At 54.1% G+C, this 24,755-nt stretch carries 27 protein-coding genes and 1 pseudogene; 16 read left to right on the top strand and 12 right to left on the bottom strand.

All coding sequences use genetic code 11. The annotated features are described in order from the left end of the window. Positions 1 to 8 precede the first annotated feature (8 nt). The 6 genes from rpsK (at position 9) to bfr (ending at position 4,800) form a co-directional block, all read left to right on the top strand. Positions 9 to 398: a 30S ribosomal protein S11 gene (gene rpsK, locus FQ192_RS32075; protein ID WP_002555466.1), complete on the top strand. Its 390-nt coding sequence runs from the start codon at positions 9 to 11 to the stop codon at positions 396 to 398. 18 nt (positions 399 to 416) lie between these two features. Then, positions 417 to 1,037 (top strand): 30S ribosomal protein S4, encoded by a 621-nt coding sequence (rpsD, locus tag FQ192_RS32070; RefSeq protein WP_003210056.1) that lies wholly within the window; start codon positions 417 to 419, stop codon positions 1,035 to 1,037. Between the two features lie 22 nt (positions 1,038 to 1,059). Continuing rightward, entirely contained in the window at positions 1,060 to 2,061 is a 1,002-nt protein-coding gene (gene rpoA / locus FQ192_RS32065; RefSeq protein WP_003186012.1) for a DNA-directed RNA polymerase subunit alpha, read from the top strand. Between the two features lie 42 nt (positions 2,062 to 2,103). Then, positions 2,104 to 2,490, top strand: a complete 387-nt coding sequence (gene rplQ / locus FQ192_RS32060) for a 50S ribosomal protein L17 (RefSeq protein WP_007896790.1) — start codon at positions 2,104 to 2,106, stop codon at positions 2,488 to 2,490. A gap of 241 nt (positions 2,491 to 2,731) precedes the next feature. After that, the gene (locus FQ192_RS32055) at positions 2,732 to 4,180 is read left to right on the top strand and encodes a catalase (RefSeq protein ID WP_149662054.1); all 1,449 of its coding nucleotides are present in this window, start codon (positions 2,732 to 2,734) and stop codon (positions 4,178 to 4,180) included. Positions 4,181 to 4,335: 155 nt separating this feature from the next. Then, the gene (gene bfr, locus FQ192_RS32050) at positions 4,336 to 4,800 is read left to right on the top strand and encodes a bacterioferritin (protein ID WP_008030905.1); all 465 of its coding nucleotides are present in this window, start codon (positions 4,336 to 4,338) and stop codon (positions 4,798 to 4,800) included. A 140-nt stretch (positions 4,801 to 4,940) separates the two neighbouring features. Here bfr and uvrA read toward each other — a convergent pair whose 3' ends face one another. Next, positions 4,941 to 7,775 (bottom strand): excinuclease ABC subunit UvrA, encoded by a 2,835-nt coding sequence (gene uvrA, locus FQ192_RS32045; protein ID WP_149662053.1) that lies wholly within the window; start codon positions 7,773 to 7,775, stop codon positions 4,941 to 4,943. Positions 7,776 to 7,966: 191 nt separating this feature from the next. Between uvrA and FQ192_RS32040 the strand changes: the two genes are divergently transcribed. From FQ192_RS32040 to FQ192_RS32030, 3 genes are all read left to right on the top strand, one after another. Then, positions 7,967 to 9,364 (top strand): MFS transporter, encoded by a 1,398-nt coding sequence (locus FQ192_RS32040; RefSeq protein WP_149662052.1) that lies wholly within the window; start codon positions 7,967 to 7,969, stop codon positions 9,362 to 9,364. A gap of 9 nt (positions 9,365 to 9,373) precedes the next feature. After that, positions 9,374 to 9,904 (top strand): single-stranded DNA-binding protein, encoded by a 531-nt coding sequence (locus tag FQ192_RS32035; RefSeq protein ID WP_123404375.1) that lies wholly within the window; start codon positions 9,374 to 9,376, stop codon positions 9,902 to 9,904. Positions 9,905 to 10,115: 211 nt separating this feature from the next. Continuing rightward, positions 10,116 to 10,664, top strand: a complete 549-nt coding sequence (locus FQ192_RS32030; protein ID WP_149662051.1) for a hypothetical protein — start codon at positions 10,116 to 10,118, stop codon at positions 10,662 to 10,664. Here FQ192_RS32030 and FQ192_RS32025 read toward each other — a convergent pair. Further along, positions 10,565 to 11,035, bottom strand: coding sequence for a hypothetical protein (locus FQ192_RS32025; RefSeq protein WP_149662050.1), 471 nt, complete (start codon positions 11,033 to 11,035; stop codon positions 10,565 to 10,567). The genes FQ192_RS32030 and FQ192_RS32025 overlap by 100 nt on opposite strands. A 40-nt stretch (positions 11,036 to 11,075) precedes the next feature. Further along, the gene (locus FQ192_RS32020; protein ID WP_077508798.1) at positions 11,076 to 11,471 is read right to left on the bottom strand and encodes a hypothetical protein; all 396 of its coding nucleotides are present in this window, start codon (positions 11,469 to 11,471) and stop codon (positions 11,076 to 11,078) included. 156 nt (positions 11,472 to 11,627) lie between these two features. Between FQ192_RS32020 and FQ192_RS32015 the strand changes: the two genes are divergently transcribed. The 6 genes from FQ192_RS32015 (at position 11,628) to FQ192_RS31990 (ending at position 16,169) form a co-directional block, all read left to right on the top strand. Further along, entirely contained in the window at positions 11,628 to 12,080 is a 453-nt protein-coding gene (locus FQ192_RS32015; protein ID WP_149662049.1) for a helix-turn-helix domain-containing protein, read from the top strand. An 81-nt stretch (positions 12,081 to 12,161) separates the two neighbouring features. After that, positions 12,162 to 13,262, top strand: a complete 1,101-nt coding sequence (locus tag FQ192_RS32010) for a DUF4238 domain-containing protein (RefSeq protein ID WP_149662048.1) — start codon at positions 12,162 to 12,164, stop codon at positions 13,260 to 13,262. Between the two features lie 183 nt (positions 13,263 to 13,445). Continuing rightward, a complete protein-coding gene (locus FQ192_RS32005) occupies positions 13,446 to 14,057 on the top strand; it encodes a restriction endonuclease (protein ID WP_149662047.1) in 612 nt (203 codons plus the stop codon). Positions 14,058 to 14,439: 382 nt separating this feature from the next. Next, positions 14,440 to 14,844, top strand: coding sequence for a hypothetical protein (locus tag FQ192_RS32000; RefSeq protein ID WP_149662046.1), 405 nt, complete (start codon positions 14,440 to 14,442; stop codon positions 14,842 to 14,844). Between the two features lie 86 nt (positions 14,845 to 14,930). Next, positions 14,931 to 15,395, top strand: a complete 465-nt coding sequence (locus FQ192_RS31995) for a hypothetical protein (protein WP_149662045.1) — start codon at positions 14,931 to 14,933, stop codon at positions 15,393 to 15,395. Between the two features lie 72 nt (positions 15,396 to 15,467). After that, the gene (locus FQ192_RS31990) at positions 15,468 to 16,169 is read left to right on the top strand and encodes a DUF3223 domain-containing protein (RefSeq protein WP_149662044.1); all 702 of its coding nucleotides are present in this window, start codon (positions 15,468 to 15,470) and stop codon (positions 16,167 to 16,169) included. A gap of 332 nt (positions 16,170 to 16,501) precedes the next feature. Here FQ192_RS31990 and FQ192_RS31985 read toward each other — a convergent pair whose 3' ends face one another. The 6 genes and pseudogenes from FQ192_RS31985 to FQ192_RS34140 form a co-directional block, all read right to left on the bottom strand. Further along, positions 16,502 to 17,296, bottom strand: coding sequence for an ornithine carbamoyltransferase (locus tag FQ192_RS31985; protein WP_149662043.1), 795 nt, complete (start codon positions 17,294 to 17,296; stop codon positions 16,502 to 16,504). Between the two features lie 46 nt (positions 17,297 to 17,342). After that, complete coding sequence (locus FQ192_RS31980; protein ID WP_149662042.1) at positions 17,343 to 18,869, bottom strand: IS66 family transposase; 1,527 nt, start codon at positions 18,867 to 18,869, stop codon at positions 17,343 to 17,345. A gap of 63 nt (positions 18,870 to 18,932) precedes the next feature. Continuing rightward, positions 18,933 to 19,268, bottom strand: a complete 336-nt coding sequence (tnpB, locus tag FQ192_RS31975) for an IS66 family insertion sequence element accessory protein TnpB (RefSeq protein ID WP_149662041.1) — start codon at positions 19,266 to 19,268, stop codon at positions 18,933 to 18,935. After that, complete coding sequence (locus FQ192_RS31970; protein ID WP_256672428.1) at positions 19,265 to 19,597, bottom strand: transposase; 333 nt, start codon at positions 19,595 to 19,597, stop codon at positions 19,265 to 19,267. The genes tnpB and FQ192_RS31970 overlap by 4 nt, the downstream gene beginning before the upstream one ends. A 500-nt stretch (positions 19,598 to 20,097) precedes the next feature. Continuing rightward, positions 20,098 to 20,652: pseudogene (locus tag FQ192_RS34750) on the bottom strand (DUF5677 domain-containing protein); the annotation flags it as partial. A gap of 247 nt (positions 20,653 to 20,899) precedes the next feature. Then, on the bottom strand, positions 20,900 to 21,169 hold the full coding sequence (locus tag FQ192_RS34140; protein WP_077506332.1) for a hypothetical protein: 270 nt from the start codon (positions 21,167 to 21,169) through the stop codon (positions 20,900 to 20,902). 204 nt (positions 21,170 to 21,373) lie between these two features. Here FQ192_RS34140 and FQ192_RS31950 point away from each other — a divergent pair, with 204 nt between their 5' ends. Further along, positions 21,374 to 21,964 carry a sce7726 family protein gene (locus FQ192_RS31950; RefSeq protein ID WP_077506333.1) on the top strand — a complete coding sequence of 197 codons (591 nt, stop codon included), beginning with the start codon at positions 21,374 to 21,376 and terminating at the stop codon, positions 21,962 to 21,964. Here the strand turns inward: FQ192_RS31950 and FQ192_RS31945 are convergent. The 3 genes from FQ192_RS31945 to FQ192_RS31935 are packed head-to-tail and all read right to left on the bottom strand — an operon-like array spanning position 21,920 to position 24,486. Further along, complete coding sequence (locus FQ192_RS31945) at positions 21,920 to 22,987, bottom strand: beta family protein (protein ID WP_168188509.1); 1,068 nt, start codon at positions 22,985 to 22,987, stop codon at positions 21,920 to 21,922. The two genes, FQ192_RS31950 and FQ192_RS31945, sit on opposite strands and share 45 nt — an antisense overlap. Further along, complete coding sequence (locus FQ192_RS31940; protein ID WP_149662039.1) at positions 22,980 to 23,849, bottom strand: ImmA/IrrE family metallo-endopeptidase; 870 nt, start codon at positions 23,847 to 23,849, stop codon at positions 22,980 to 22,982. The genes FQ192_RS31945 and FQ192_RS31940 overlap by 8 nt, the downstream gene beginning before the upstream one ends. After that, positions 23,842 to 24,486: a hypothetical protein gene (locus tag FQ192_RS31935; protein ID WP_149662038.1), complete on the bottom strand. Its 645-nt coding sequence runs from the start codon at positions 24,484 to 24,486 to the stop codon at positions 23,842 to 23,844. The genes FQ192_RS31940 and FQ192_RS31935 overlap by 8 nt, the downstream gene beginning before the upstream one ends. Between the last annotated feature and the right edge of the window lie 269 nt (positions 24,487 to 24,755).

The raw sequence follows: 24,755 nt of genomic DNA, 5'->3' as shown, positions 1-24,755 counted from the left end.
AATTAATCATGGCTAAACCTGCTGCTCGTCCTCGTAAAAAAGTTAAAAAGACAGTGGTTGATGGCATCGCCCACATCCACGCGTCGTTTAACAACACAATCGTGACCATCACCGACCGTCAAGGCAACGCTCTTTCCTGGGCTACCTCCGGTGGTTCGGGTTTCCGCGGTTCCCGCAAGTCCACGCCGTTTGCTGCTCAAGTAGCTGCTGAACGTGCTGGTCAAGCTGCGCTGGAATACGGTCTGAAAAACCTCGACGTTAACGTCAAAGGTCCAGGCCCAGGTCGTGAATCCGCAGTCCGCGCTTTGAACGGCTGTGGCTACAAGATCGCCAGCATCACCGACGTGACGCCAATCCCGCACAACGGGTGCCGTCCGCCGAAGAAGCGCCGCGTGTAATCCAGGAGATTGTAAAGAATGGCTCGTTACATTGGTCCAAAATGCAAACTCGCTCGTCGTGAAGGCACCGATCTCTTTCTGAAGAGCGGCGTGCGCGCGATCGAATCGAAGTGCAACATTGAAGCAGCACCTGGTATCCACGGCCAACGCCGCGGTCGCCAGTCCGATTACGGCACCCAACTGCGTGAAAAGCAGAAGGTCCGTCGTATCTACGGCGTTCTCGAGCGTCAATTCAGCGGCTACTACAAAGAAGCTGCTGGCAAGAAAGGCGCAACTGGCGAAAACCTGTTGCAGCTGCTCGAATGCCGTCTGGACAACGTTGTATACCGTATGGGTTTTGGCTCTACTCGTGCCGAATCCCGTCAGCTGGTATCGCACAAATCCGTAAGCGTTAACGGTCAGACCGTAAACGTGCCGTCGTACCAGGTTCGTGCTGGTGACGTGGTCGCGATTCGCGAGAAAGCAAAGAACCAACTTCGCATTGTCCAAGCTCTCGATCTGTGTGCCCAACGTGGCCGCGTAGAATGGGTAGAAGTAGACACTGAGAAGAAGTCGGGCGTTTTCAAGAACGTTCCTGCTCGCAGTGATCTGTCCGCCGACATCAACGAAAGCCTGATTGTCGAGCTCTACTCCAAGTAAGGGCTAGAAAATAGGTGCATCCATGCAGATTTCGGTAAATGAGTTCCTGACACCCCGCCATATTGATGTGCAGGTTGTCAGTCCAACCCGCGCCAAGATCACACTCGAGCCTCTCGAGCGTGGTTTCGGCCACACCCTGGGCAACGCGCTGCGACGCATCCTGTTGTCCTCAATGCCCGGCTGTGCAGTAGTCGAGGCCGAGATTGACGGTGTGCTCCACGAGTACAGCGCCATCGAAGGTGTACAGGAAGACGTAATTGAAATCCTGTTGAACCTTAAAGGTCTGGCTATCAAGCTGCACGGCCGTGACGAAGTTACGCTGACCTTGTCGAAGAAGGGTTCGGGGGTGGTTACCGCTGCCGATATTCAGCTGGATCATGATGTCGAGATCGTTAACCCCGATCACGTAATCGCTAACCTGGCGTCTAACGGCGCCCTGAACATGAAGCTCACCGTAGCTCGTGGTCGTGGTTATGAACCGGCAGACTCGCGTCAGAGCGATGAAGACGAAAGCCGCAGCATTGGTCGCTTGCAGCTTGACTCTTCGTTCAGCCCGGTTCGCCGTATCGCATACGTGGTGGAAAACGCCCGTGTCGAGCAGCGTACTAACCTGGACAAGCTGGTTATTGATCTGGAAACCAACGGTACCCTGGATCCTGAAGAGGCTATCCGCCGTGCTGCAACCATCCTGCAACAGCAGCTGGCTGCGTTCGTCGATCTCAAAGGTGACAGTGAGCCAGTGGTTGTCGAGCAGGAAGACGAGATCGATCCGATCCTGCTTCGCCCGGTTGACGATCTGGAACTGACTGTACGTTCGGCTAACTGCCTTAAGGCGGAAAACATCTACTACATCGGTGACCTGATTCAGCGTACCGAAGTAGAGCTGTTGAAGACTCCGAACCTTGGCAAGAAATCCTTGACTGAAATCAAGGACGTTCTGGCCTCCCGCGGTCTGTCCCTCGGCATGCGCCTCGACAACTGGCCGCCTGCAAGTCTTAAGAAGGACGACAAGGCGACTGCCTGATCGTCGTAATCACCGAACGTTGTGTTTGGTAAGGAATGAACCATGCGTCATCGTAAAAGTGGTCGTCACCTGAGCCGCACTAGCTCGCACCGCAAGGCCATGTTTCAAAACATGGCAGTGTCGCTGTTCGAGCACGAGCTGATCAAAACTACACTGCCGAAAGCTAAAGAACTGCGTCGCGTTGCTGAGCCGCTGATCACTTTGGCCAAGACAGACAGCCTGGCTAACCGCCGTCTGGCTTTCGACCGTACTCGTTCGAAAGCTATCGTTGGTAAGCTCTTCAACGACCTGGGCAAGCGTTACGCTACCCGTGAGGGTGGCTACCTGCGCATCCTCAAGTGCGGCTTCCGCACTGGCGACAACGCGCCTATGGCGTACGTCGAGTTGGTTGATCGTCCAGTTGGCGGTGAAGCTGTATCCGCTGAGTAAGACGTCAGTCTGAAACGAAGAACCGGGCCTAGTGCCCGGTTTTTTGTGCCTGTAAGAAACGCGCTGTTTATACAAGCTTCCCTGCGGTTCACGCCGTCATGATGCGAGCGGGATTCGTTGGTAGTATTTTTCTATTGATCGCCACAAATTAATGAATTTGTAGCCTTCCTGATCAATGGTCAATACTCCGTCCCAAGCCGATGAGCCGGCAGTTCCAAAACTGACAGAGGAAGAAGATCGCATGAGCCAAAACAAAACGCTTACGACCGCCAGTGGCGCTCCTGTCGCCGACAACCAGAATTCCCGCTCCGCCGGCCCTCGTGGCCCGCTGCTGCTCGACGATTTTCATCTGATCGAGAAGCTTGCCCACTTCAACCGTGAAAACATCCCAGAGCGCCGCGTACACGCTAAAGGCTCGGGTGCTTACGGTACGTTCACCGTTACCCGCGACATCACTGAGTACACCAGCGCCAAACTGTTCGAATCCGTCGGCAAACAAACCCCGACCTTCCTGCGCTTCTCCACTGTAGGCGGCGAGCGCGGTTCGGCTGATACCGAGCGCGATCCACGAGGCTTTGCCCTCAAGTTCTACACCGAAGAAGGCAACTGGGACATCGTTGGCAACAACACCCCGGTGTTCTTCATTCGCGATCCACTGAAATTCCCTGACTTTATCCACACGCAAAAGCGCCTGCCGCAAAGCAACCTGAAAAGCGCACAAATGATGTGGGACTTCTGGTCGCACTCCCCAGAGGCGCTGCACCAGGTCACTATCCTGTTTTCGGATCGCGGTATCCCTGACGGTTACCGTCACATGCACGGCTTCGGCAGCCACACCTACAGCCTGATCAACGCCACAGGTGAGCGTCACTGGGTGAAATGGCACTACAAGACTCAGCAAGGGATCAAGAACCTGGCGCCGGCAGATGCTGCACGCCTGGCCGGTACCGATCCGGATTACGCTCAGCGCGATCTGTTCGGTGCAATCGAGCGTGGTGACTTCCCGAAATGGCGTGTGTGCATTCAGATCATGACCGAGGCTCAAGCCGCTGCGCACTATGAGAACCCGTTCGATGTGACCAAGACCTGGTCGCAGAAAGAGTTCCCGCTGATCGAAGTCGGTGAATTGGAACTCAACCGCAATCCGCAGAACTACTTCGCTGAGGTAGAGCAAGCGGCCTTCGGCCCGAGCAACATGGTTCCAGGTGTAGGTCTGTCGCCGGATCGCATGCTGCAAGGTCGCGTGTTCGCATACGCCGATGCTCACCGCTATCGCGTAGGCACCAATCACCAGCAACTGCCAGTGAATGCGCCGCGCAATCAGGTCAACAGCTATCAGCGTGATGGTTCCATGGCGTTCGGCAGCAACGGTGGTGCTGCACCCAACTACGAGCCGAACAGCTACGTAGAGTCGCCGAAACAAGCGCCGCGTTACGCCGAACCTGCGCTGGCCTTGAGCGGTGCAGCGGATCGTTACGATCATCGCGAAGACACCGATTACTACAGCCACGCCGGTGCGCTGTTCCGCCTGATGAATGATGAGCAAAAACATCTGCTGATCAGCAACATCGCCGGAGCGATGGCCGAGGTTTCCGGCGACGTGGTTGATCGTCAGTTGCAGCACTTCTACAAAGCTGACCCGGCGTATGGAGAAGCAATCGCAAAGGCGTTGGGCGTACAGCTTAACTAAGTCTAAACGAGAAGCAGAACCGCCCTCATTTGGGCGGTTTTTGCGTTATTTAAACTACTTTTCTCAGAATATCTTCGCTTTTATCGCGCTATCGGCGTGACCAAACAGTCGCCTTGGTTCAAACTACAGACTTTCAAGCAGGGAGATGTAGGGCGATGCAAGGCCACCCAGACGTAATCGATTACCTCAACACGTTGCTGACCGGCGAACTGGCCGCGCGTGATCAATATTTCGTTCATTCGCGGATGTATGAGGACTGGGGTTTCACCAAGCTCTACGAACGTATCAACCACGAGATGGAAGAAGAAGCCGGGCACGCTGATGCCCTGATGCGTCGCATCCTGATGCTTGAAGGTACGCCGCGCATGCGTCCGGATGACCTGGATGTCGGCACCACGGTACCTGACATGCTCGCTGCGGATCTGCGACTGGAATACAAGGTCCGTGCCGCGCTTTGCAAGGGCATAGAGCTCTGCGAGCAGCACAAGGACTACGTCAGCCGCGAGATGTTGCGCATCCAGCTGAACGACACTGAAGAAGATCACACCTACTGGCTGGAGAAGCAGTTGGGTCTGATCAAGTTGATCGGTCTCGAGAACTACCTGCAATCGCACACCTGATTCTGCTTTGCAGGAGCACGGCTTGCTGGCGATGGCGTTTTAGAAGTCGCCATCGCGAGCAAGCTTTGCTCCTACAGGTGCAAGACATAAAAAAGCCCCTGTCACCGATGAAGTGACAGGGGCTTTTTCATGGGCCTTGATCAGGCCTTGTCGCGAGCCAACAGCGGTTTCAAGTAGAAGCCGGTGTGAGATTGCTTCATCTCCGAGACTTCCTCCGGCGTACCGACGGCAATAATCTGCCCACCTTTGGAACCACCTTCCGGCCCCAGATCCACCAACCAGTCGGCAGTCTTGATCACGTCCAGATTGTGCTCGATCACCACCACGGTGTTGCCGTGGTCACGCAGACGATGCAGCACGTCGAGCAATTGCTGGATGTCCGCGAAGTGCAGGCCGGTAGTCGGCTCATCGAGGATATACAGGGTCTTGCCGGTATCGCGCTTGGACAGCTCACGGGACAGTTTCACCCGCTGGGCTTCACCACCAGACAGCGTCGTTGCCGACTGCCCGAGCTTGATATACGACAGGCCGACATCCATCAACGTCTGCAGCTTGCGCGCCAACGCCGGAACCGCGTCGAAGAACACCCGCGCTTCCTCGATCGTCATCTCGAGGGTTTCGTGGATGTTCTTGCCCTTGTACTTGATCTCCAGGGTTTCGCGGTTGTAGCGCTTGCTCTTGCAGACGTCGCACGGGACATAGATGTCCGGCAGGAAGTGCATTTCCACCTTGATCAGGCCATCGCCCTGGCAAGCTTCGCAGCGTCCGCCCTTCACGTTGAAGGAGAAGCGTCCCGGGCCGTAACCACGGGAGCGCGACTCCGGCACGCCGGCGAACAACTCGCGAATCGGCGTGAACAGCCCGGTGTAAGTCGCCGGGTTGGAGCGCGGCGTCCGACCGATCGGGCTCTGGTCAATGTCCACAACCTTGTCCAGATGCTCCAGGCCCTTGATGCTGTCGTGAGCGGCAGCTTCAAGGGTCGTGGCGCCATTGAGTGCCGTGGCGCTCAGCGGGAACAGCGTGTTGTTGATCAGCGTCGATTTGCCCGAACCGGACACGCCCGTCACACAGGTCAGCAGACCCAGAGGGATCTCCAGATCGACATTGCGCAGGTTGTTACCGCGAGCACCCTTGAGCGACAGGGTCAGCTTTTTGTTACGCGGTGTACGTTTGGCCGGTACGGCAATCTTCACTCGGCCCGACAGGTATTTCCCGGTCAGCGAATCCGGGTGAGCCATGACTTCGGCTGGGGTGCCTTCAGCAACAATGTGCCCGCCATGTACGCCGGCACCAGGGCCGATGTCTACCACGTAGTCCGCCAGACGAATCGCGTCTTCGTCGTGCTCGACCACAATCACGGTATTACCGATGTCCCGCAGGTGCTTGAGGGTACCGAGCAACCGATCGTTGTCCCGCTGGTGCAAGCCAATCGACGGTTCATCGAGGATGTACAGAACCCCGACCAGACCTGCGCCGATCTGACTGGCCAGGCGAATACGCTGAGCCTCACCACCAGACAACGTGTCGGCGCTGCGATCCAGCGACAGATAATCCAGACCCACGTTAACCAGGAACTGCAGGCGCTCGCGGATTTCCTTGAGAATTTTGTCGGCAATCTCACCACGGCGCCCGGTCAGCTTCAGCACGCCGAAATACTCACAGGCGTCGCCGATTGGCAGGTTGGTGACCGCTGGCAAAGTCTTCTCGCCCACCCACACGTGCCGCGCTTCGCGACGCAGACGGGTGCCACGGCAATCCGGGCAAGGCTGGGTGCTGAGGAACTTGGCCAGCTCTTCACGGACCGAGGCGGACTCGGTTTCGCGGTAGCGGCGTTCCAGGTTCGGCACAATGCCTTCGAACGGGTGCGAGCGTTTGACGATGTCGCCACGGTCGTTCAGGTATTTGAAGTCGACGTTCTGCGAACCGCTGCCGTGCAGGATGAACTTCTGCTGATCGGCCGGCAGGTCGTTGAACGGCACTTCGAGGCTGAACTTGTAATGGGACGCCAGCGACCCGAGCATCTGGAAGTAATAGACGTTGCGCCGGTCCCAGCCGCGAATCGCGCCTTCGGCCAAGGTCAGTTCGCCGTTCACCAGTCGCTTGATGTCGAAGAATTGCTTAACCCCCAGGCCATCGCAGGTCGGGCAGGCGCCGGCCGGGTTGTTGAAGGAGAACAGCTTCGGTTCCAGCTCGCTGATGGCGTGGCCGCAGATCGGGCAGGCGAAGCGGGCGGAGAAGATGATCTCTTCGCCGGGCTCGTCGTCCATCGGTGCCACCAGGGCGATACCGTCCGCCAGTTTCAGCGCGGTCTCGAACGACTCGGCCAGACGCTGTTGCAGATCGGCGCGGACCTTGAAGCGGTCCACCACCACATCAATCGAATGCTTCTTCTGTTTATCCAGCTTCGGTAACTCGTCCAGCTCGCAGAGCCGGCCGTTGACCCGCGCCCGCACAAAACCTTGGGCACGCAGTTCTTCGAAGACCGACAGGTGCTCGCCTTTACGTTCGCGAATCACCGGCGCCAGCAGCATCAGTTTGCTGCCTTCCGGTTGCGCCATCACCAGGTCAACCATCTGGCTGACAGTCTGGGCTTCCAGTGGAATGTCGTGGTCCGGGCAGCGCGGAATACCGACGCGGGCGTACAGCAGGCGCAGGTAGTCGTAGATTTCGGTGATGGTGCCGACCGTCGAACGCGGGTTGTGCGAGGTCGACTTCTGCTCGATGGAAATCGCTGGCGACAGGCCTTCGATGGTGTCGACGTCAGGCTTTTCCATCATCGACAGGAATTGCCGGGCGTAGGCCGACAGCGATTCGACATAGCGGCGCTGGCCTTCGGCGTACAGCGTGTCGAAAGCCAGGGACGACTTGCCGGATCCGGACAGGCCGGTGATGACGATCAGTTTGTCCCGTGGCAGGGTCAGGTCGATGTTCTTCAGGTTGTGGGTTCGGGCCCCACGAATCAGGATCTTGTCCAAAGTGGCCTCGCTCGGCGGGCGTCGAAAACGTAGGAGTATACGGCCAAATACTGGATGGATGCACACTATCAAATACGGAGTGCGCAGGCTTACATGAAGACTGCGTCATCTATGCGCGTCATAGCGTCGCGATATACCCCGTCAATCGATGGGACTGGTAGAATCGCCGCCGGTTCACATGAGGTTTTTCCATGCACGATCCCAACAGCGAACGCATGAGTGGCAGTGAGACCCGCGCAGCCAGCGGTCTGGCTCTGGTGTTCGCCTTCCGTATGCTTGGCATGTTCATGGTGTTGCCGGTACTGGCGACCTATGGCATGGACCTGGCCGGAGCGACCCCGGCCCTGATCGGGCTGGCGATTGGCGCTTACGGCCTGACCCAGGCGCTGTTCCAGATTCCGTTCGGTTTCATTTCCGACCGTATCGGTCGGCGCCCGGTGATTTACCTGGGTCTGATCGTTTTTGCCCTCGGCAGCCTGCTGGCGGCCAATGCCGATTCAATCTGGGGCGTCATCGCCGGACGCGTCCTGCAAGGCGCCGGGGCGATTTCCGCGGCGGTCATGGCGTTGCTGTCGGACCTGACCCGGGAACAGCATCGCACCAAGGCCATGGCCATGATCGGCATGACCATCGGTCTGTCGTTCGCGGTGGCCATGGTGGTCGGCCCCTTGCTGACCCGCGCCTTCGGCCTGTCCGGGTTGTTCCTGGCGACGGGCGGCATGGCGCTGTTCGGCATCGTCATCGTGATGTTCATGGTGCCGCGCGCCACCGGGCCGCTGCAGCATCGCGAGTCCGGCGTTGCGCGCCAGGCGCTGATCCCGACGCTCAAGCACCCGGACCTGTTGCGCCTGGACCTGGGCATTTTTGTGTTGCATGCGATGTTGATGTCGAGCTTCGTCGCATTGCCCCTGGCCCTGGTGGAAAAAGCCGGGCTGCCGAAAGAGCAGCACTGGTGGGTGTATCTGACCGCGCTGCTGATTTCCTTCTTCGCCATGATCCCGTTCATCATCTATGGCGAGAAGCGACGCAAAATGAAACGAGTTTTGCTGGGCGCCGTCGCGACGCTGATGCTCACTGAGCTATTCTTCTGGCAGTTCGGCGACAGCTTGCGGGCTCTGGTGATCGGGACGGTGGTGTTCTTTACCGCGTTCAATCTGCTGGAAGCGTCCTTGCCATCGTTGATCAGCAAGGTTTCACCGGCGGGCGGCAAAGGCACGGCGATGGGGGTTTATTCCACCAGCCAGTTCCTCGGTTCGGCGCTGGGCGGGATCCTCGGTGGTTGGCTATTCCAGCATGGCGGTTTGTCGGTTGTCTTCCTCGGATGCGCCGGCCTGGCTGCCCTCTGGCTGGCCTTTGCTGTTACCATGCGCGAACCTCCCTACGTGACGAGCTTGCGCTTGCCATTGTCGCCCGAGGCGATCCGCGAAGCGGGTCTGGTCGAGCGCCTGAAGGCCGTCGTAGGGGTAACAGATGCAGTGGTCGTCGCAGACGAAGCGGCGATTTACATCAAATTGGACACAGAACTATTGGATCGCACGACCCTTGAGCGCTTGGTGAACAACCCGGCCGAGGCAGCGTGCGTAGCCTAGGAGAACGTTATGGCCCGTGGGGTTAACAAAGTCATATTGGTCGGCACTTGCGGCCAGGATCCCGAAGTTCGCTACTTGCCTAACGGTAACGCCGTGACCAACCTGAGTCTGGCGACCAGCGAACAGTGGACTGACAAGCAAACCGGTCAGAAGGTCGAGAAGACCGAATGGCACCGTGTTTCGATGTTCGGCAAAGTGGCCGAAATCGCCGGCGAATACCTGCGTAAAGGTTCGCAGGTCTACATCGAAGGCAAGCTGCAGACCCGCGAGTGGGAAAAAGACGGTATCAAGCGTTACACCACTGAAATCGTGGTCGACATGCAAGGCACCATGCAACTGCTGGGCGGCCGTCCACAACAGGGCGACCAACAAGGCGGGGGCAACAACTACCAGCAGTCCGCTCCAGCCCCACGCCAGCAGCAGGCTCCGCGTCCGCAGCAGTCGGCACCGCAGCAGTCGCGCCAGGCTCCGCCGCCACAGCAGGCAGCACCGCAGCCGGCTCCGGATTTCGACAGCTTTGATGACGATATCCCGTTCTAGCCCGGATAAAAGTCATGTATGTAAACAAAGTTGCATAACTGACTGAACCACCTAGTATTTTTATGATGAAAGACCTCCAAGATTTGTAAAGATCTTGGAGGTTTTTTTTGCGTGTGTGTAAAGCAACGCGAGATAAACCGGACAAACGGTTTTGACAAGAAAAGGAAACGCGCTAAACCGAAATGTAAAGAACGGGGGCGCGGTTATGCGAGTGGAACAGGTGATTTTTTCGTCAGGCGAGCGTTTGCCTATGTTGTTAGATGACGATGATCTTCCCGTTCCGGAGGCGTGTGAATGGTTCCTTCGCCGTCGTCACCTTGCACTTCAAACTCTGATGCGCAATAGCGGCGAAGTGTTGGTAATTCACCGATGGGCGCGCAAGCGCCGTATGAATATTTACGACCGTATTCGCTCTGGTAAACAATTTACTGAGGCTGACTTGACCAGTCTGATTGAAGAGCTGAGCCGGCCACAGCCCACCAGCAATAAAGTCGCAAAACTCGCCGTTAGTCCTGATACCCGCAACAAACGCCTTAATACAGCATCACAACATCTTCTCTGGTACATCGACGAGCTGACCGCTTCTCCTTCTTCAGGTGAAGCGTTGCGGATTAATTTGACCGCGATGCGTGAGAAGGTAGCCAAAGCATTCATAGACGCTTACACAGCCTCCGAAGCCGAGGCTACGCCGGTGGTCGCAGCACTGCGCCGATATAGCTCCCTGACGCCAACTAAGGCATTAACATCGAGGTCGCGCTGATGGGTATTGACGTACATATCACCACTCTCGACCTGCAGAACACAGATCGGCACTTCTGCCTGGTTGAACCCCATGGAAAGTGATTTCAGCTTTTCCATCTTCCAGCCTGACCCTTTGTTCATCCATGCTGGGGTAACGACTTGGACATCTTGAATCACCATGCTTTCGTCTTGCGAGACCAGCAGCTCCACCAAGCGAGGCTCATCGTTCAGCATCTCTTCATAAGCTACGAACCGTCCCTCATGCCAGCGCTTGAGACTGACGTGATACCAATGAGTAGCCAAGGATCGCGACATGGCGTGAAAATGAGCGAGACCGTCCCCAAACATACCCACCGGGCCGGCCTGGTCTTGCATGCTAATCCTGAACATCGTGTATCTCGTGTGGAGCAGGCCTGCTTAGCGCCTGCGATTAACATAAGCCGAATATTGTCTTGAGCGATGCGGTCATCTCGCGCCCTTTGCCTACCAAGGCGTACACCGTATTCCGGGTTTCGAACAGGCAAACGCCGTCGAACGACTTGCACAGGGTCGAGCGTACCCAGCCCCCTGGAGGGAACCGACCCTGGCTGTCGTAGGTGACGCAATGGGAATAAAGGAACATTGTCTGCAGGCCTATGGCGCGCACTCTGGCGAGCGATTCAGGTGGCTCGTCCACGTGAAATATGAGCCAATCCTCGACCAGACAGTACGGTTTCCGACCGAAGCGATCCGCCACCAATGCCTCTATTTCGGCTTGAGGTAGCTCTATTCCGAAGGACGATATCTCACCCTCCCGGAGCAACTCTTGCTCCGAAGAATTACCCATAAATTGATGATCCTCATGACGACAGCAAAATTCAGCGTGCGGCGCACGTGTTGATTGGCGCAGGCTGGCCGCAAATCCCATCGCTATGACTATATACATTTGAATGGGATCAATCAAACGCGGCATACCGTCTCCTTTTGGGGGAGAACAGCCCGGATGTCTTTGCGCAAGGCGTACGCAGCAACATTACAGTGGCTAAGGATGCGGCGGGGCTTATCGCAGACAGAGCTCCAAGCTCAGACCGATCAAGGCCACATTAGCCGATTGGAGGCATCGACTAGATCAGCCAGTGTCGACCTAACTGCTGATATCGCTCAGGCATTGGGTGTAACACCACTTACATTTCTCACACTGGTGGCTGCCTCCCATGAGGGTAAGACGGCACGCTCAGCTTTGAATGAGACGCTCGCTGAATTGGTTGTCTTGGGTGTTCTCGACGAGGTGCTTCCTGGTGAGCCAAACAAACTTGTAGCCCCCCAATCAGCCGCTGCTGCAGAAAAACTGAAGGCGGTACGGGAACTGAAGAATACTGGGCTTTCCCAGTTGGAAGTCAGTCGGCAGTTGGGACTGCCACGCAGCACCGTTGGGCGGCTTTGGCACATAGAGTGAGTGCCGGGTGTCCAGCCTCATGCTCCTGTCGAAATTTCTGGTAGGCAGACATTGCTACATGGGATAAATACGGAAGTTCACATGGTTAACATCACAAAAAATCAGCATTATGTCCCCCGATTATTAATTAGAAACTTTGCTATCAAAGGCAAAGTTTGGACATACGATGGCTCTCGCGATATTCTTCGCTCCACCAAGCCTGAAGGTGTTTTATCAGAAAACTTCTTTTACGACAAAGATAACCAAGTTGAAAATTTTCTTTGTACCGTTGAGGCGCTGGCAGCCCCGAAGATTGCTCAGATATTAGCCAGCCCAACTGAGAGAATTCCGCGTCAGGACATCGATCTTCTTCGTTTTATTTTGGTTCAGTTAGGAAGAACACCCGGCGCTTATGGGACGGCAAGGGGTAATTTGAAAAGCTACACAGACTCATATGTGACCCAGCAGCTTAAAATCCTTGGTCATGATCCCAAGGAGTTTGAAGGGGTATCGATAGTGCTTGAGGATGAGAAGGATCTGTTAAGGATCTCAGCAGTCGGAAGCGCTTTGAATTGGCCTCTCATTCGAGATCTAGAGCCCCACGTATTTATCAACTCAACACCCTTGGATTTTGTACTTTCAGACAATCCATCCTGCTTTTATAACTGGTATTTAAGAGACGAAACGGGTATGAGTGCCACCAGCCTGACGAAGCAGGGGGTACACATTTTTCTACCCATATCAAATCGCTTAATGCTTACCTTTTATGATAGTCGTACCTATAAGGTGGGCAATGGGCGGGATGGCTTCACCAAGTTAAATGCTGCAGAAGACGTCAGGTTATTGAACTCGCTGCAGTTCCGCAGTCGGACGTCTTCAGTGATTTTTAGTTCGAGCTCTCAAACTCGGTATGTCAAAGACAGTTGCCAAAGGCTTGAGCCAGACTCACTCTTTCAAAGCAATTGGGATACCACAGAGCCCGTACCCATCGGCGGAGATAAGCTCTCAGCCCAACATTTTGTGTGGCGCTCCCAGCTCAGGCTCAGTCGATGGCTGTCAGTGGTTAAGGTTAAAAGAAAGGCAAACCGGTTCGGAGATCGCGGGCAGGATCGTGACCCGGAATTCGTAGCGGATTTTAAACTTGTCATGGAGAACTTAGAGACAGTACGAGCACATCATAAAGGTGGCTCCCTGATGACTTAAAGCTACCTCAAATCAGCGGCCCTGCCTTGGCGGTTTTTAGGTCGAAACAAAGTCATGAGATTTTGGTGGCTGTGGTGTGCTACACCAACCTGCGCGGCATCAGTCGGATTTCTTATCAAAAAATTATGGACGACCGATGGCAGACTTTTGATGGTCTTCTATAGGTAGCTTACAGGAGCTTTTGTGCACGATATCAACTCAAACGGAGAGTACCTGGAGCGGCTTGTAGCCGAGATATTTCGGGCGCTGGGTTACGAGGATGTTCGCAACAACCCTCGAGGCATGACTGCCTTGGGAAGGCATTATGAGATCGACGTTTCCTTTATTAGGGACGGTGAGGTTGGCGTAGCCGAAGTTAAGCACTACAGATATTTGTCTCCTCCCACCCCCAGTCTATTTCTAAAGGCTCTCAGACAGGCAGATAGCGTAAGAGAGCTGGTAGGAGCTCGCGTTGCTATCCTCGCTTTTTCGTGCCCATTAACACCTAGCTTGGCAGAAGCCGCAAAGGCATTCCCTCTGGTCGAAATTTGGGATGCTGCGGAACTATTCAGGCGCGCTGCTGGATTTCCAGGGCTTACGCGGAAGCTGGAGCACTTCTTCGAAGCAACGACATCTCCCTACACCAAGCCAGCCTTGGCCCTAGAGACCGGTCTTTCCGAAACTAAAGAGATGCCCCAGAAGACTGGGCGCAGATTGGCCGATACACTTCTGGGTATTAGACCTGGACGAAACATGGCGGCTGCTTTCGAGGACGCGTGTATCGCCGCTTTGAAGTATCTGTTTGAAAGCGACTAAGCCAAGCATTCGCTGATCCTCAATTGACTGGGCTTGTCCCATTTGCATTGAGCTGATGTAGGACGTGTGCGCGTACCCGCAAAAATGGGAGTACACATTCTGAAAGTATTTTTTGCTGAAGCCAGCCCTTGCAAACCTGCGTCCATGTGTTGGCTCGAGCGATAGCGTTTTACGCGGAGCTTTTCCCAAAAGGCCACACAGCGCTACAGACGTCTCCAGAGGCGGCCCGGAATCTGGCGTATTTCTGGGGCTTCACGAATGTTGATATGGATCCTCTGTACGAAGAGCCTTCAGGGGGACATCAGTGAGGTAGGTATGATGGGCATATTGCGTCCTATCAACGCCCAGCAGCGACCTCCAGGTGGGTTGGAGAATCAGGAAGATGAATCACAACGAAGAACTCCGGAATCGAGAAAAGGCCAGGCGGAAGGCTTTTTGGGCGTTGGCCTCTCTTCCACCAGGAGATCCTAGGGCGCTCGACGTCTTGGATGTTCTCGACGATATTGAGCTAAGCGAGGCCGATGAAATCTTAGGCTCGGTAACGGTACTCAGTGTTGGCGAGCTCCGTGATGCCATTCCTAGCGAGCCTCATCCGATTGGCTGCCGCATAGTCCGCGAAGAAAACATCCCTCAACCCTGGCGAGAGCGATTCCTGCATGCGAGCGTGGGGTCAACGCGAGCAACAGAAGGGGCTTACGTGCACGATTGGGAGAAGTTCTTGAATGAATGGGAGCATGAGATGCAGCATCTGCAGAACCACCGTGATGCACAGGCTGCTCGAGGCTAGAGCGGCTAGTTCGAGCGATGGGAACACGTATGCATAAACAGTCGGTGTAGCCCGCTGAAGTCTCAATATCCAAACAGGAGTAGCAGGTGGCAAGGCCTTCGTTTTTTATCGATTTCGAGGCCTCAGGGATAGCCCCGGATAGCTATCCCATTGAGGTGGCAGTCGTGTCGAGTGAGATCTCCTTCCGCACGCTGGTCAAGCCAGCCCGCTACTGGACGCACTGGTCGTTTGATGCACAAGACATGCATGGCCTCAGTCAGGATCGGTTGCGTCAGCAAGGTGATACGCCGGTCACTGTGGCGAGACATATGAATCAACTGTTTTCAGGGCAGCTTCTCTGCAGCGATTCGCCACTAGACAGCTTTTGGCTTGATGTCCTATACGAAGCAGCAGATCTGATGCCCACCTTCCAGCTGAAGCCTCTGGAGGTGTTTGTAGGGCGTGAAACTGCCAGTGAGATCTACCGCCTACTGCCAACAACCAAGCACCATCGAGCGCTCCCGGACGCGACTGCGTTGATGAACGCCTGCCGCGCTTTTTTTAGAGCTTGAGCTTTCAAAGATGTGGTTAACTCTCCGTGCTATACCGATTAACTTGCGTGAGACATTACCTGAGGGAAGACGGTGCCATATCTGATCAATGATGAATGGTTTGCAACCAAGGACGCTGTTACAGATCGTTGCAGACAGATCTTGGCTAGAACACCTGACGGCACGATGGTAGGTGACGCTGATTCTGATTTTCTGTACGGACTTTTCCAACACCACGATGAGTGGGCAGAGAAAGCCGGAGATGGCGTCAAGGGCATCACCACCCAACTGACATCTCACGGTACTCGCTGCTTTATGCTTCGTCGGCATTGCGATACGGAAATTGATATTGGCTTTACGCACTCGGTAAAACTTATCCCTAGCACCCGAGCAAAAGAGCGCCAGCCCCAAAAGCTCCTGGACTTTCGTTCAGGTGCTCGCACAGCTATCACGGAACAGATCCGACTTTTCCGTGACCAGAGGTTGGTTGGTGCTGTTTCGTGTCCAGTGACAGGAGAATTACTGGGGCGACATAACGTGGCCGTCGATCACATAGCCCCCAGCACATTTGATCAGGTACTTTTCAGCTTCTGTCAGTCAAGCCAAATCAATCCACTTGGTGTGGTCGTGGGATCGCGTGATGGTGTGGTCGCCTTTCTGGAGGACACAAATCTGCGCATAGCCTGGGAAGACTATCATCTCAAGCATGCACAGCTTAGGATCATCTCGAAGACTGGTAACCTCAAGCTGCCCAAGCCATCCATCCCTTGGGTGGAGCTATGCAGCCCCCTGTGAGGGGGCCGGAAGCATGCAGGTGTGCAGCTGATATCGTGGCCATACGGGCCGTGGGTGATCGCTTGCTCAGCTCTTGAAGAGGATCTCTCGTGCTTCGAAGTCAACGCGAAATGCGAAAGGTAATTCCTGCAGTTTGTCGAAAGCAGCACTGGTAGCAGGCTTGTCGTTAATGATTAGTCTCCAGAAAGTAAGCGCACGGCCAACTCACCTTGACTACTTAATCGATACGCCCAGCAAACCTCTCCGACGGGAGAGATTCTGGGCTGCGACCGGGAAGTGCTTATTCCCCGTTGGTTTGATGGCTCAGCAGCACCGAGATGACGGTTGGCAAGTCATGCCCGTATGGCGTACTCCACGATTGCGCGCTGAACCTGAAGCAGCGCGCCCTTCTGTTCATACCCAGCAAACCCAGCATATCCGATAGGATCAAAGCTAATTTCTTCACCGATAAAAAAGGGGGGCGTTGGTAGCAGAATTGGGTTGCCTAACTTCCTCAGATGCTCCTCTGTGAGCGACCACTCAACTCCTGTGTAACTGGCTGGCCATGAATCGGTAATCAAAATATCGACTTGCCGATCCGTAACGTCGGAAAAGGAAACGCTGGGATTCAAATCATGAAAATTTTCGCCGCAGAAATGCACGATCACTATTCCTAGTGCTTCCGCCAGTTCGTGCCAGGAGCGCATAACATTTGTTGTTGGGCCCCAGAGACCTATTTTTGGCCTACGGATGTCACCAAATTTAGAGTGGATATAAAAGCCATCAGAGAGCACCTCGCAGGGATGGCCCATAGTCGACATTGCATTTATTACGGGCCTTTTACTTGCCGAAGCAAACTCCATCAGCCTCTGGTGGTTGGATTCCCGGATAACATAAATGGAATAAAAGGGATCAATATAGCCTGCCAGATCTGCTGTACGCTCTCTAGACTTGAGAAGATTTGGAAGCTCTATGAATTCTAAACCAAGCTGTCCAAACGCCTGTATGAACGTGGTACGGGTACGAATACCGTTTCCTTCGAATGACCAGCCCACAGTGCCGTGGCAGGGTTTGGCAGGCTGCTTTGACAGCGTCCATATTTCCAAGATGTCCCGTGCAGTCAAATCTTTGAGGCTGATTATATTCAACGAATGCTCCTTCCTTGATTGCGTCAGGGCATCACCCCTTGCGTGATTAGACCGGCTGCCATCTATGCGGCAGCAACTGATCAATCTCACTCGCCCGCTGCGTCGGCAACCGCGTCAGCACATCTTTAAGATAGGCATACGGATCATGCCCGCTCATGCGCGCTGACTGGATCAAACTCATGATCGCCGCCGCCCGTTTGCCGCTGCGAAGCGACCCGGCAAACAACCAGTTGGAACGTCCAAGTGCCCACGGTCTGATCTGATTTTCGACCGGATTATTGTCTATGGGTACAGCCCCATCTCCCAGGTAGCGCGTCAGCGCTACCCAGCGTTTAAGGCTGTAATCCAAGGCTTTGGCCGTCGCTGATCCGTTGGGCACAAGATCGCGCTGGGTCAACATCCAGTCGTGCAGTGCTTTCGCCAATGGTGCTGCTTTTTCTTGCCGTATTCGGCGGCGATCCTCATCGCTCATATCGCGCGCTTGGCGTTCAACTTCGTATAGGCCACCAATCGAGTTAAGCGCCTGTTCGGCCAACTGACTTTTATTCGCCACGTGCAGATCAAAAAACTTGCGGCGGGCGTGGGCCATGCAGCCGATTTCGATCATGCCTTTCTCGAAACCAGCTTTGTAGCCAGCAAAGTCATCGCAAACCAGCTTGCCGTTCCACGTGCCGAGGAAGTTACGCGCATGCTCACCGGCGCGGCTCGGACTGAAGTCATAGACCACTGCTTTGAGCGCCGAAAACGGCGTGGTGCAGTAAGCCCAAACATAAGCACGGTGAGTTTTCTTCTGTCCGGGCGCAAGCATCTGCACCGGCGTCTCGTCGGCGTGGACAACTCGCTGTGCCAGTACGGCTTCTCGCAAGGCATCAACCAGCGGCTGAAGCTGTACACCGGTCTGTCCAACCCATTGAGCCAGTGTGGAGCGCGGAATTGCTAAACCGGCACGACCAAAGATTCTCTCCTGCCGATACAGCGGCAAGTGGTCAGCGAACTTCGCCACCATCACATGAGCCAGCAGACCTGCGGTTGGGATGCCCTTGTCGATCACTTGGGCTGGCACCGGTGCCTGGATCAGCGTTTCACACTGACGGCAGGCCCATTTTCCACGTACATGTTGCTCGACGGTGAAGACGCCTGGCGTGTAATCCAGTTTCTCGCTGATGTCCTCGCCGATGCGCTGGAGTTGGCAACCGCAGGAACACTGAGTATTTTCTGGCTCATGATGAATGACGGTGCGTGGAAACTGTGGCGGCAACGGCGCGCGCTTTGGTTTTTGGCGCACTTCTTCAGGAGCAGAAGTCGGAAGCAATGCCGTCAACTCGGCGTCGATAGCTTCAAGATCGGTGTTAAGCAGATCGTCGAGCAAGCTGCCTTGCTCAGGGCTGATCTGCTCACTGCGCTTGGCAAACCTGTGCCGCTTGAGGATCGCGATCTCGTGGGTCAGCTGTTCGATGATGGTTTGATCGCGGTGGTTCTTTCTGCCCATGGTGTCGACCTTCGACATCAACTGCGCAGCGAGTGCACGCAGTTGGTCGGGGGTCATTTGGTCGAGGTCGGGCATAGAAGTCATGTCGTGGATTTTACCAAAACAGACCGCCTACGGCAGCAGGATCAGGCGTTAATTTCAGCCTTTTTAAAGGATCCTGATTGCGCCGCCAGCGCCAACGCGCTGCCACGGAAGACCAAGCACCAAGGCCTGAAGTTGTTCGGTATCCAGCTCCAGCTCGCAACCTTGTCGAATGCCTGGCCAGTGGAATTTGCCTTGATTCAACCGGCGTGCCGCCAGCCAGACGCCAATCCCGTCGTGTACCAGCACTTTCATTCGGTTGGCCCGTCGATTGGCAAAGAGATAAGCGCAGTGCGGCTCCGCCGCACCGAATACCGTAACGACTTTGGCCAGCGCGGTCTCGGTGCCAGCTCGCATATCCATGGGCTCGGTGGCGAGCCAGATGGCGTCGATGCGGATCATCGCAACAGGTCTCGAAGAAAGGTCGCGCAGGCATCAGCACTTTCAGTTGGCCAGTTCATTTTAACGGTGCCGCGTGGGTGCTGGATCTCAACGCATATATTCGATGACGCTGCGTGCGAACTTGCTCCGGCCAACGGCATGGGTAATGGAATAAATGCAGGTTGCAGCACGGTGCTTTTCTGCTCCTGCGCCCGAATCCATTTGTGTACGAGGTTTGCGTTGAGGCTATGGCTGAGCGCGATGCTGGCAATCGAAGCGCCGGGCTGGGCGCACTCTTGAATGACTTGGGCCTTGAACGACCTGGAATAGGAACGGCGTTGTGGCTGCATGAAAGACCCTCTTGAAAGGCTAGAAGTGGTGTCCACTTAAATTTAAGTGCACACCATGTCTTGGCTTTGCGGGACTGGGTAGATGACTTGGCCGGACGGTTACTCCAGAAAAGTGGATCGAACCACTCCAAGCTCTGCCCTTCGTCCTCAGACTCTCGACGTCGAAGCACCTGTTCACCAGAGTCCATGTCAATGAAGACAATGGAAAGAGCCGTTTCGGACTCCCGAGTAACCTCTATTTGTATCGTTCCCTGGTTAGGGAGAACAACTGTTTCACCTATCTGAAGTTTCTGTTCTGACTCTTCAATGTCGAGAACGGGAGCGGTGGTGCTCTCCCTAGGCTTCTTGGGAATCAAACCTCTGAAAAGCTCGTGCAGTTCATCTCGAGCGCCTACCAAGAGGCTCATGGAAAACGATAGGAAAAGGCACGTGTAGCTTTCTTCAGTTGCGCTAGGTAGGCCACGACCTCGTTCCTCAGCGCCTTCGCCTATCCGGTAGAACGACATAGGAAGGCCATGAACATGGCTGGAGAGCAAAACGTAGAGCCAGCGGAATGTTTGCTTGTCGACACCCACTCGCTCTCCGATATCCTCAAGAGGCATTAAGTATGCAGTTTGGCCATGGAGCAGGTTCTTTTGACTCTTAGCTGGCAGGGACTGGAAGAAAGGATTGGCTCGAAGCCGATCACGCAGCTCTTCCGCTTGAGCTGTGAAACCCTCGACCTGCTCCGCTTCACCTTCTGTCGCCTCGAACATTCGGCGACGAGAAGTGCAGTCATGTAGATTGAAAATGTTCCAGCGGCAATCCCATTCATCTTGAGTGCACGCCTCAGCACATAGGTAGTGGAAAGCTAACCGGAGCTCCAAAATCGTTCTGGTAATTCCAGCGACCGAAGCGTAGTCCCAGTGCTCAATCAGCTTTGATGCCCAAGGGGTGTGAGGCACCAGGGTCAAGAGTGAAACAGACCTCGTGCAAAGCGCCGTGAATAGGACAGACGCGTAGAAATGCTTTCCAGAGGGGGATTCGATCCCGGCATAGTCTTGGGAGATGTGCATGCACTCCCGCACAATGTTGTCTAAGCCCTTCACTCTCTCTTGATATGTTTCTGATGGTTCTGCGCCAAGTGAGCCTTTATCGACCAAGGACTGACGATCTTCCTTCCCCTTATCCTGTTCCATGAAACGCTCCTATAGAACTTCGCCGTCGTCCGATTTTGCACGGGCTTGATGCCCTAGGTAAACCTAGCCAGCAACGCGATCTTTAGGCGAACAACCTCTACTGTTGGGCTCTGATTCCAAGTGGTTACTGATTATCAGTTGAGTCCTTTGAGCTTTGGATGTAGCTCAGTGTGCTAGGCGCTCCTGGTTTGCGGACAAGATGCTTCAACTGCTCACGCGAGGCGACTATCTGGTCGCGGAGCTCTTCGGGATCGATAAACATCCCTCCCTCTGGTGTCACCCTGAGGGTCTTGAAGCTGTTCGCTGCACGGATGAACTCGCGCTCACGCGTTTTTTCCCGCTCGGGGCGGCGGTCGGGGAACAGCCAAGCTGTGAGGCGTTGGACAGTGATCATGTTGTGCTCCAGTGGCGCTGGTTGAAGCCGAGGCGCTCCAATAGGCTATCACTCGAACCGCTTTCTAGCACGGCCAGTAGGGCTTATAGCGATCCGAATGACCTTGGCGCTAAGTCCAGAACCCTCACCACACACCTCCGTTAGGCTCCCAACAATGAGCCTCATCGGCTAAAATCCTACGCTTGCATCTGCTTGGAGTTCTAAGTGCTCAGAGATAAAGAAATTCGATATGCCTTGGTTGACCACTTGATAAGGCGGTCGCCTAAGCCTGCTCGGGTGCTTGAAGAACTAACCATCGACAATGGTAATGCCATTGCTGATGTAGTTGCGTGCTATCGAGAAATGCATTGCTACGAGATTAAAGGGCAGACTGACAACGTCAGGCGATTACTAGCCCAATCTGAATTCTATTCTCAGTCGTTTCCTAAACTTACCTTGGTTACAACTGAGAATCATATGAAGTGGGCTGCTGCGCATGCTCCCGAGCATTGGGGCTTAATGCTAGCTAAAATGCAAAGGGATCGTGTCGTGCTCAGCTATATTCGGAAGGCTGGCACAAACCCTAGTTTTTGTAAGCAAAAAGCTTTGCTGATGCTTTGGAAGGCCGAACTGACTGCTATTGCTAACGCACACCCTCAAGTCTTAGTAAAAAAATCCTTCACACGGGCAGACATTGCCACGGCAATTAGCATGAGGGTTACTAAAGAGGACGCCCTGAGCGGGATTCAGAGCGCCATCGTCAGTCGAACATTAAATGTTGTTCACGATGAACGTGATGTGAGCAGCAGTGAGTGATTTTATCCAAGTGCTGGGGCTTCCACCTTTGGGTGGTCTATGCGCGGAAAGATAGCTTCGCTCATGAATATAGTTATCGCCATATGAATAAGCAGCACCTCGATAAAAAGCCTGCCCAACAATATCATCGGAAATAGTAAAATACTGCTGGTAACCGTGAGTCTTGAAACGCCTGCCACGTGATATATAGAATTGGTCACTGTGCGTGTAGAAAACTTTAGGCGTTGATACACCACTCATCAGCTCAGGATTGAGATCAAGATCCGAATACTCAGGACTAACTACGCCATAATCCCCATAAAGGACGTTTTGGTAGTCAGGCGAGCTCGTCAAGGTGCGCCAGAGCCGGTATTCTTCTCGAATCACATGTTTTTTTACATCCGTTCCTATCAACGTTGCAATATTGCCTGGGATTACAGACCCTGACACTGAAGTCGCGTCAACTTGGAAGTCCAAATTGAATCTAGACAAAAAGCGTTCGACTTTTCTTTTAGACTCAACATGGTCATCAACAATTCTAAGGTCTATCAGAAGAACGACACCAGCAGGCTGGGCGGCCTGAATTTCATTCCAAAGTAGGTCGAGTCTTGGCTTAGTGATGCCGTAGCTTTCGATATCTGTTTCTTGTAAACGCACACCTAGCGAGCCTGGCTTCATTCGAATGAAGTCGAAAGCTGCAGAGTTATGATCAGGGCTGCGATCCAGAGCAACTACTGGCATCAAGCTGTAGTCCTTGAGAGCACCGAGTATATACCGATACTGGAAAGATCCAGCAAGATTTATACTTTCATCGATATCAAGGTTGTCTACAAAAAACCAATACTCAGAATCTGCATCTTTAGACTTTTTTAGCTCAGCCGACGCCAACCTAATTCGCTTTAAAATCTCGATCTCGGTCATTATGTTTTGTGATCGCGGCACATCATACAATGGCGTTATTTGACTTCTAATTCCTGGCGCCAGCTGAGCAACACCTTGAATCTCATTTTGCTTAAATTTCAAAAACGGGATGTACTTAATCATCGATAAACCCAAAAGCTTCACGCAAATTCATGATTGGGACAAACTCAGGGTAAAGCTTGTAGTTTTTGGCTTGATGACGCAGCATCCCGGCGGCGATAGCAGGATGAACCCTTGCTCGTTCACAGTACATGAGGAACTGACGCTTTTCGGCTCGCGCATTCCAAATTAATCGCCAATTTTCTCGCGAGACTAGACTATCTTTAGCGATGATATTAGCTTCTACCTCTACTTCAGATTCATCATCTTCTTCAAAGTCATCCAGAATTGGCTGATCAAGCTGTTGGTAATGTAAAGAAATATGTGCCAACTCATGCATTAGCGTGAACCAAAAGCTATCGTACCGGTTGTACCGAAGCGCTATTCCCACAACCGGTGTACCCTGCGGAAGCTTGAAGGTGCATCCGTCCATCTTCATAGACTTGAAACCTGGCTCCACTACCAAGAGAATCCCATAGGCGTCCGCCAAGACCTCGATGAGAGACGTAGTGTTGTCTGGTTCTAGGCTTAGAAGTGCGATCTCCCTAAGTTGCTCAAGGCTCAAACCTTGGAACTCAGGGACAGCTCGTTTCAACATGGCGAATTTCGATGTCTCATTGACCAACGACAACCAGGCTTGAACTTTGGTCTCTTCAGCAGAGTGATTCTTTCTGTAGAGCACAGTTTTACTATTGTTAGTTGCATTGAGCGCAAGCCGGATAATAAAGTCGTCATAGGCTTCACCTGGTCTTGCGTGCGTTTTGGCATCGGCTGGCTTCAAGGCTTTCCTTAAGCCAGAAAGAGCCGTTGTGAATTCCACTGCAGCAGCCCGCGAGGATGGGTAGACCTCGAAATCCTCTGGGAGAATCTCTGGCGTGTCAGACATGATGAGCCTCCCCTGCGAGCTTCCCTGCTATCTCTGGAGACGCCTCGAAATACCGCAGATTCTCTTTTTCGGCATCAACTTCATACTCAATCATGCCAAGGTAGCGGTAATACCCCTCGGCAGTCGGCAGTGAATGTAAGCAGAAGCCTGGCCGGTAGCCGAGGGTATTGATGGCGAAGTGGGAGGCGTGGGCAATCAGAATTCGACTGACACTTCCGAACTGCTTTCCATAGTTCGGTCGATCTCTATTCCAATAAGCCGAGGCAACGTAATCAATATAGAAAATACGCTCGCCATCCAGTCGGCTTTCCTTGGGATGGTAGATGACGCAAGTCGCTTGAATCCGTCCCAGCGCGGTCAAGAAAAACCAGTGGTAATCGTCGCTCCGGAACGCAAATGCTTTATCCAGCCAACTCCAATGGAAATCAGACAACCCATAGGTGGGCAACTGATCGAAAAGTACGTTGGGGTCGGTGGCGGCGGCAGGGATGTCAGCTAACAGCTGCCCCATAATCCGATGCTTCTCAGTGTCCCACTGCTCACTCAGCTGAAACACGTACAAGGGCGCTAAGCCCTTATGGATTTGATAGGGAATCTGCTGCCCTGTATGACGGCACTCAAGTGTAGGCTCAGCCATTTAGGCGCCCACCTTTCATGGCCAGGTAGCTCGCTGATCCGAATGGCGTCATCTTGGAAATCCCTCTCCCTATTGATGGCAAGATGATGACATCGTTTGGTTGCGCCCTCAATGCCCTCTATTTTAGCGCCAGCCTGCTGTGTGCGGATTCCACGCCATCCGGACACTCAGCCCACCAACATCCGGACACTCATTCCACGCTCATTCGGACAGGCAGTCGGAGCGCAGCGACGCAGGTTTGCATTGTTAGTCTGAAGTCTCTGTCGCCG

The sequence above is a fragment of the Pseudomonas sp. ANT_J12 genome (assembly GCF_008370045.1).
Lineage (GTDB): Bacteria > Pseudomonadota > Gammaproteobacteria > Pseudomonadales > Pseudomonadaceae > Aquipseudomonas.
The sequence above is the reverse complement of the archived record's forward strand: the minus strand, read 5'-3'. Positions and strand labels throughout refer to the sequence as shown.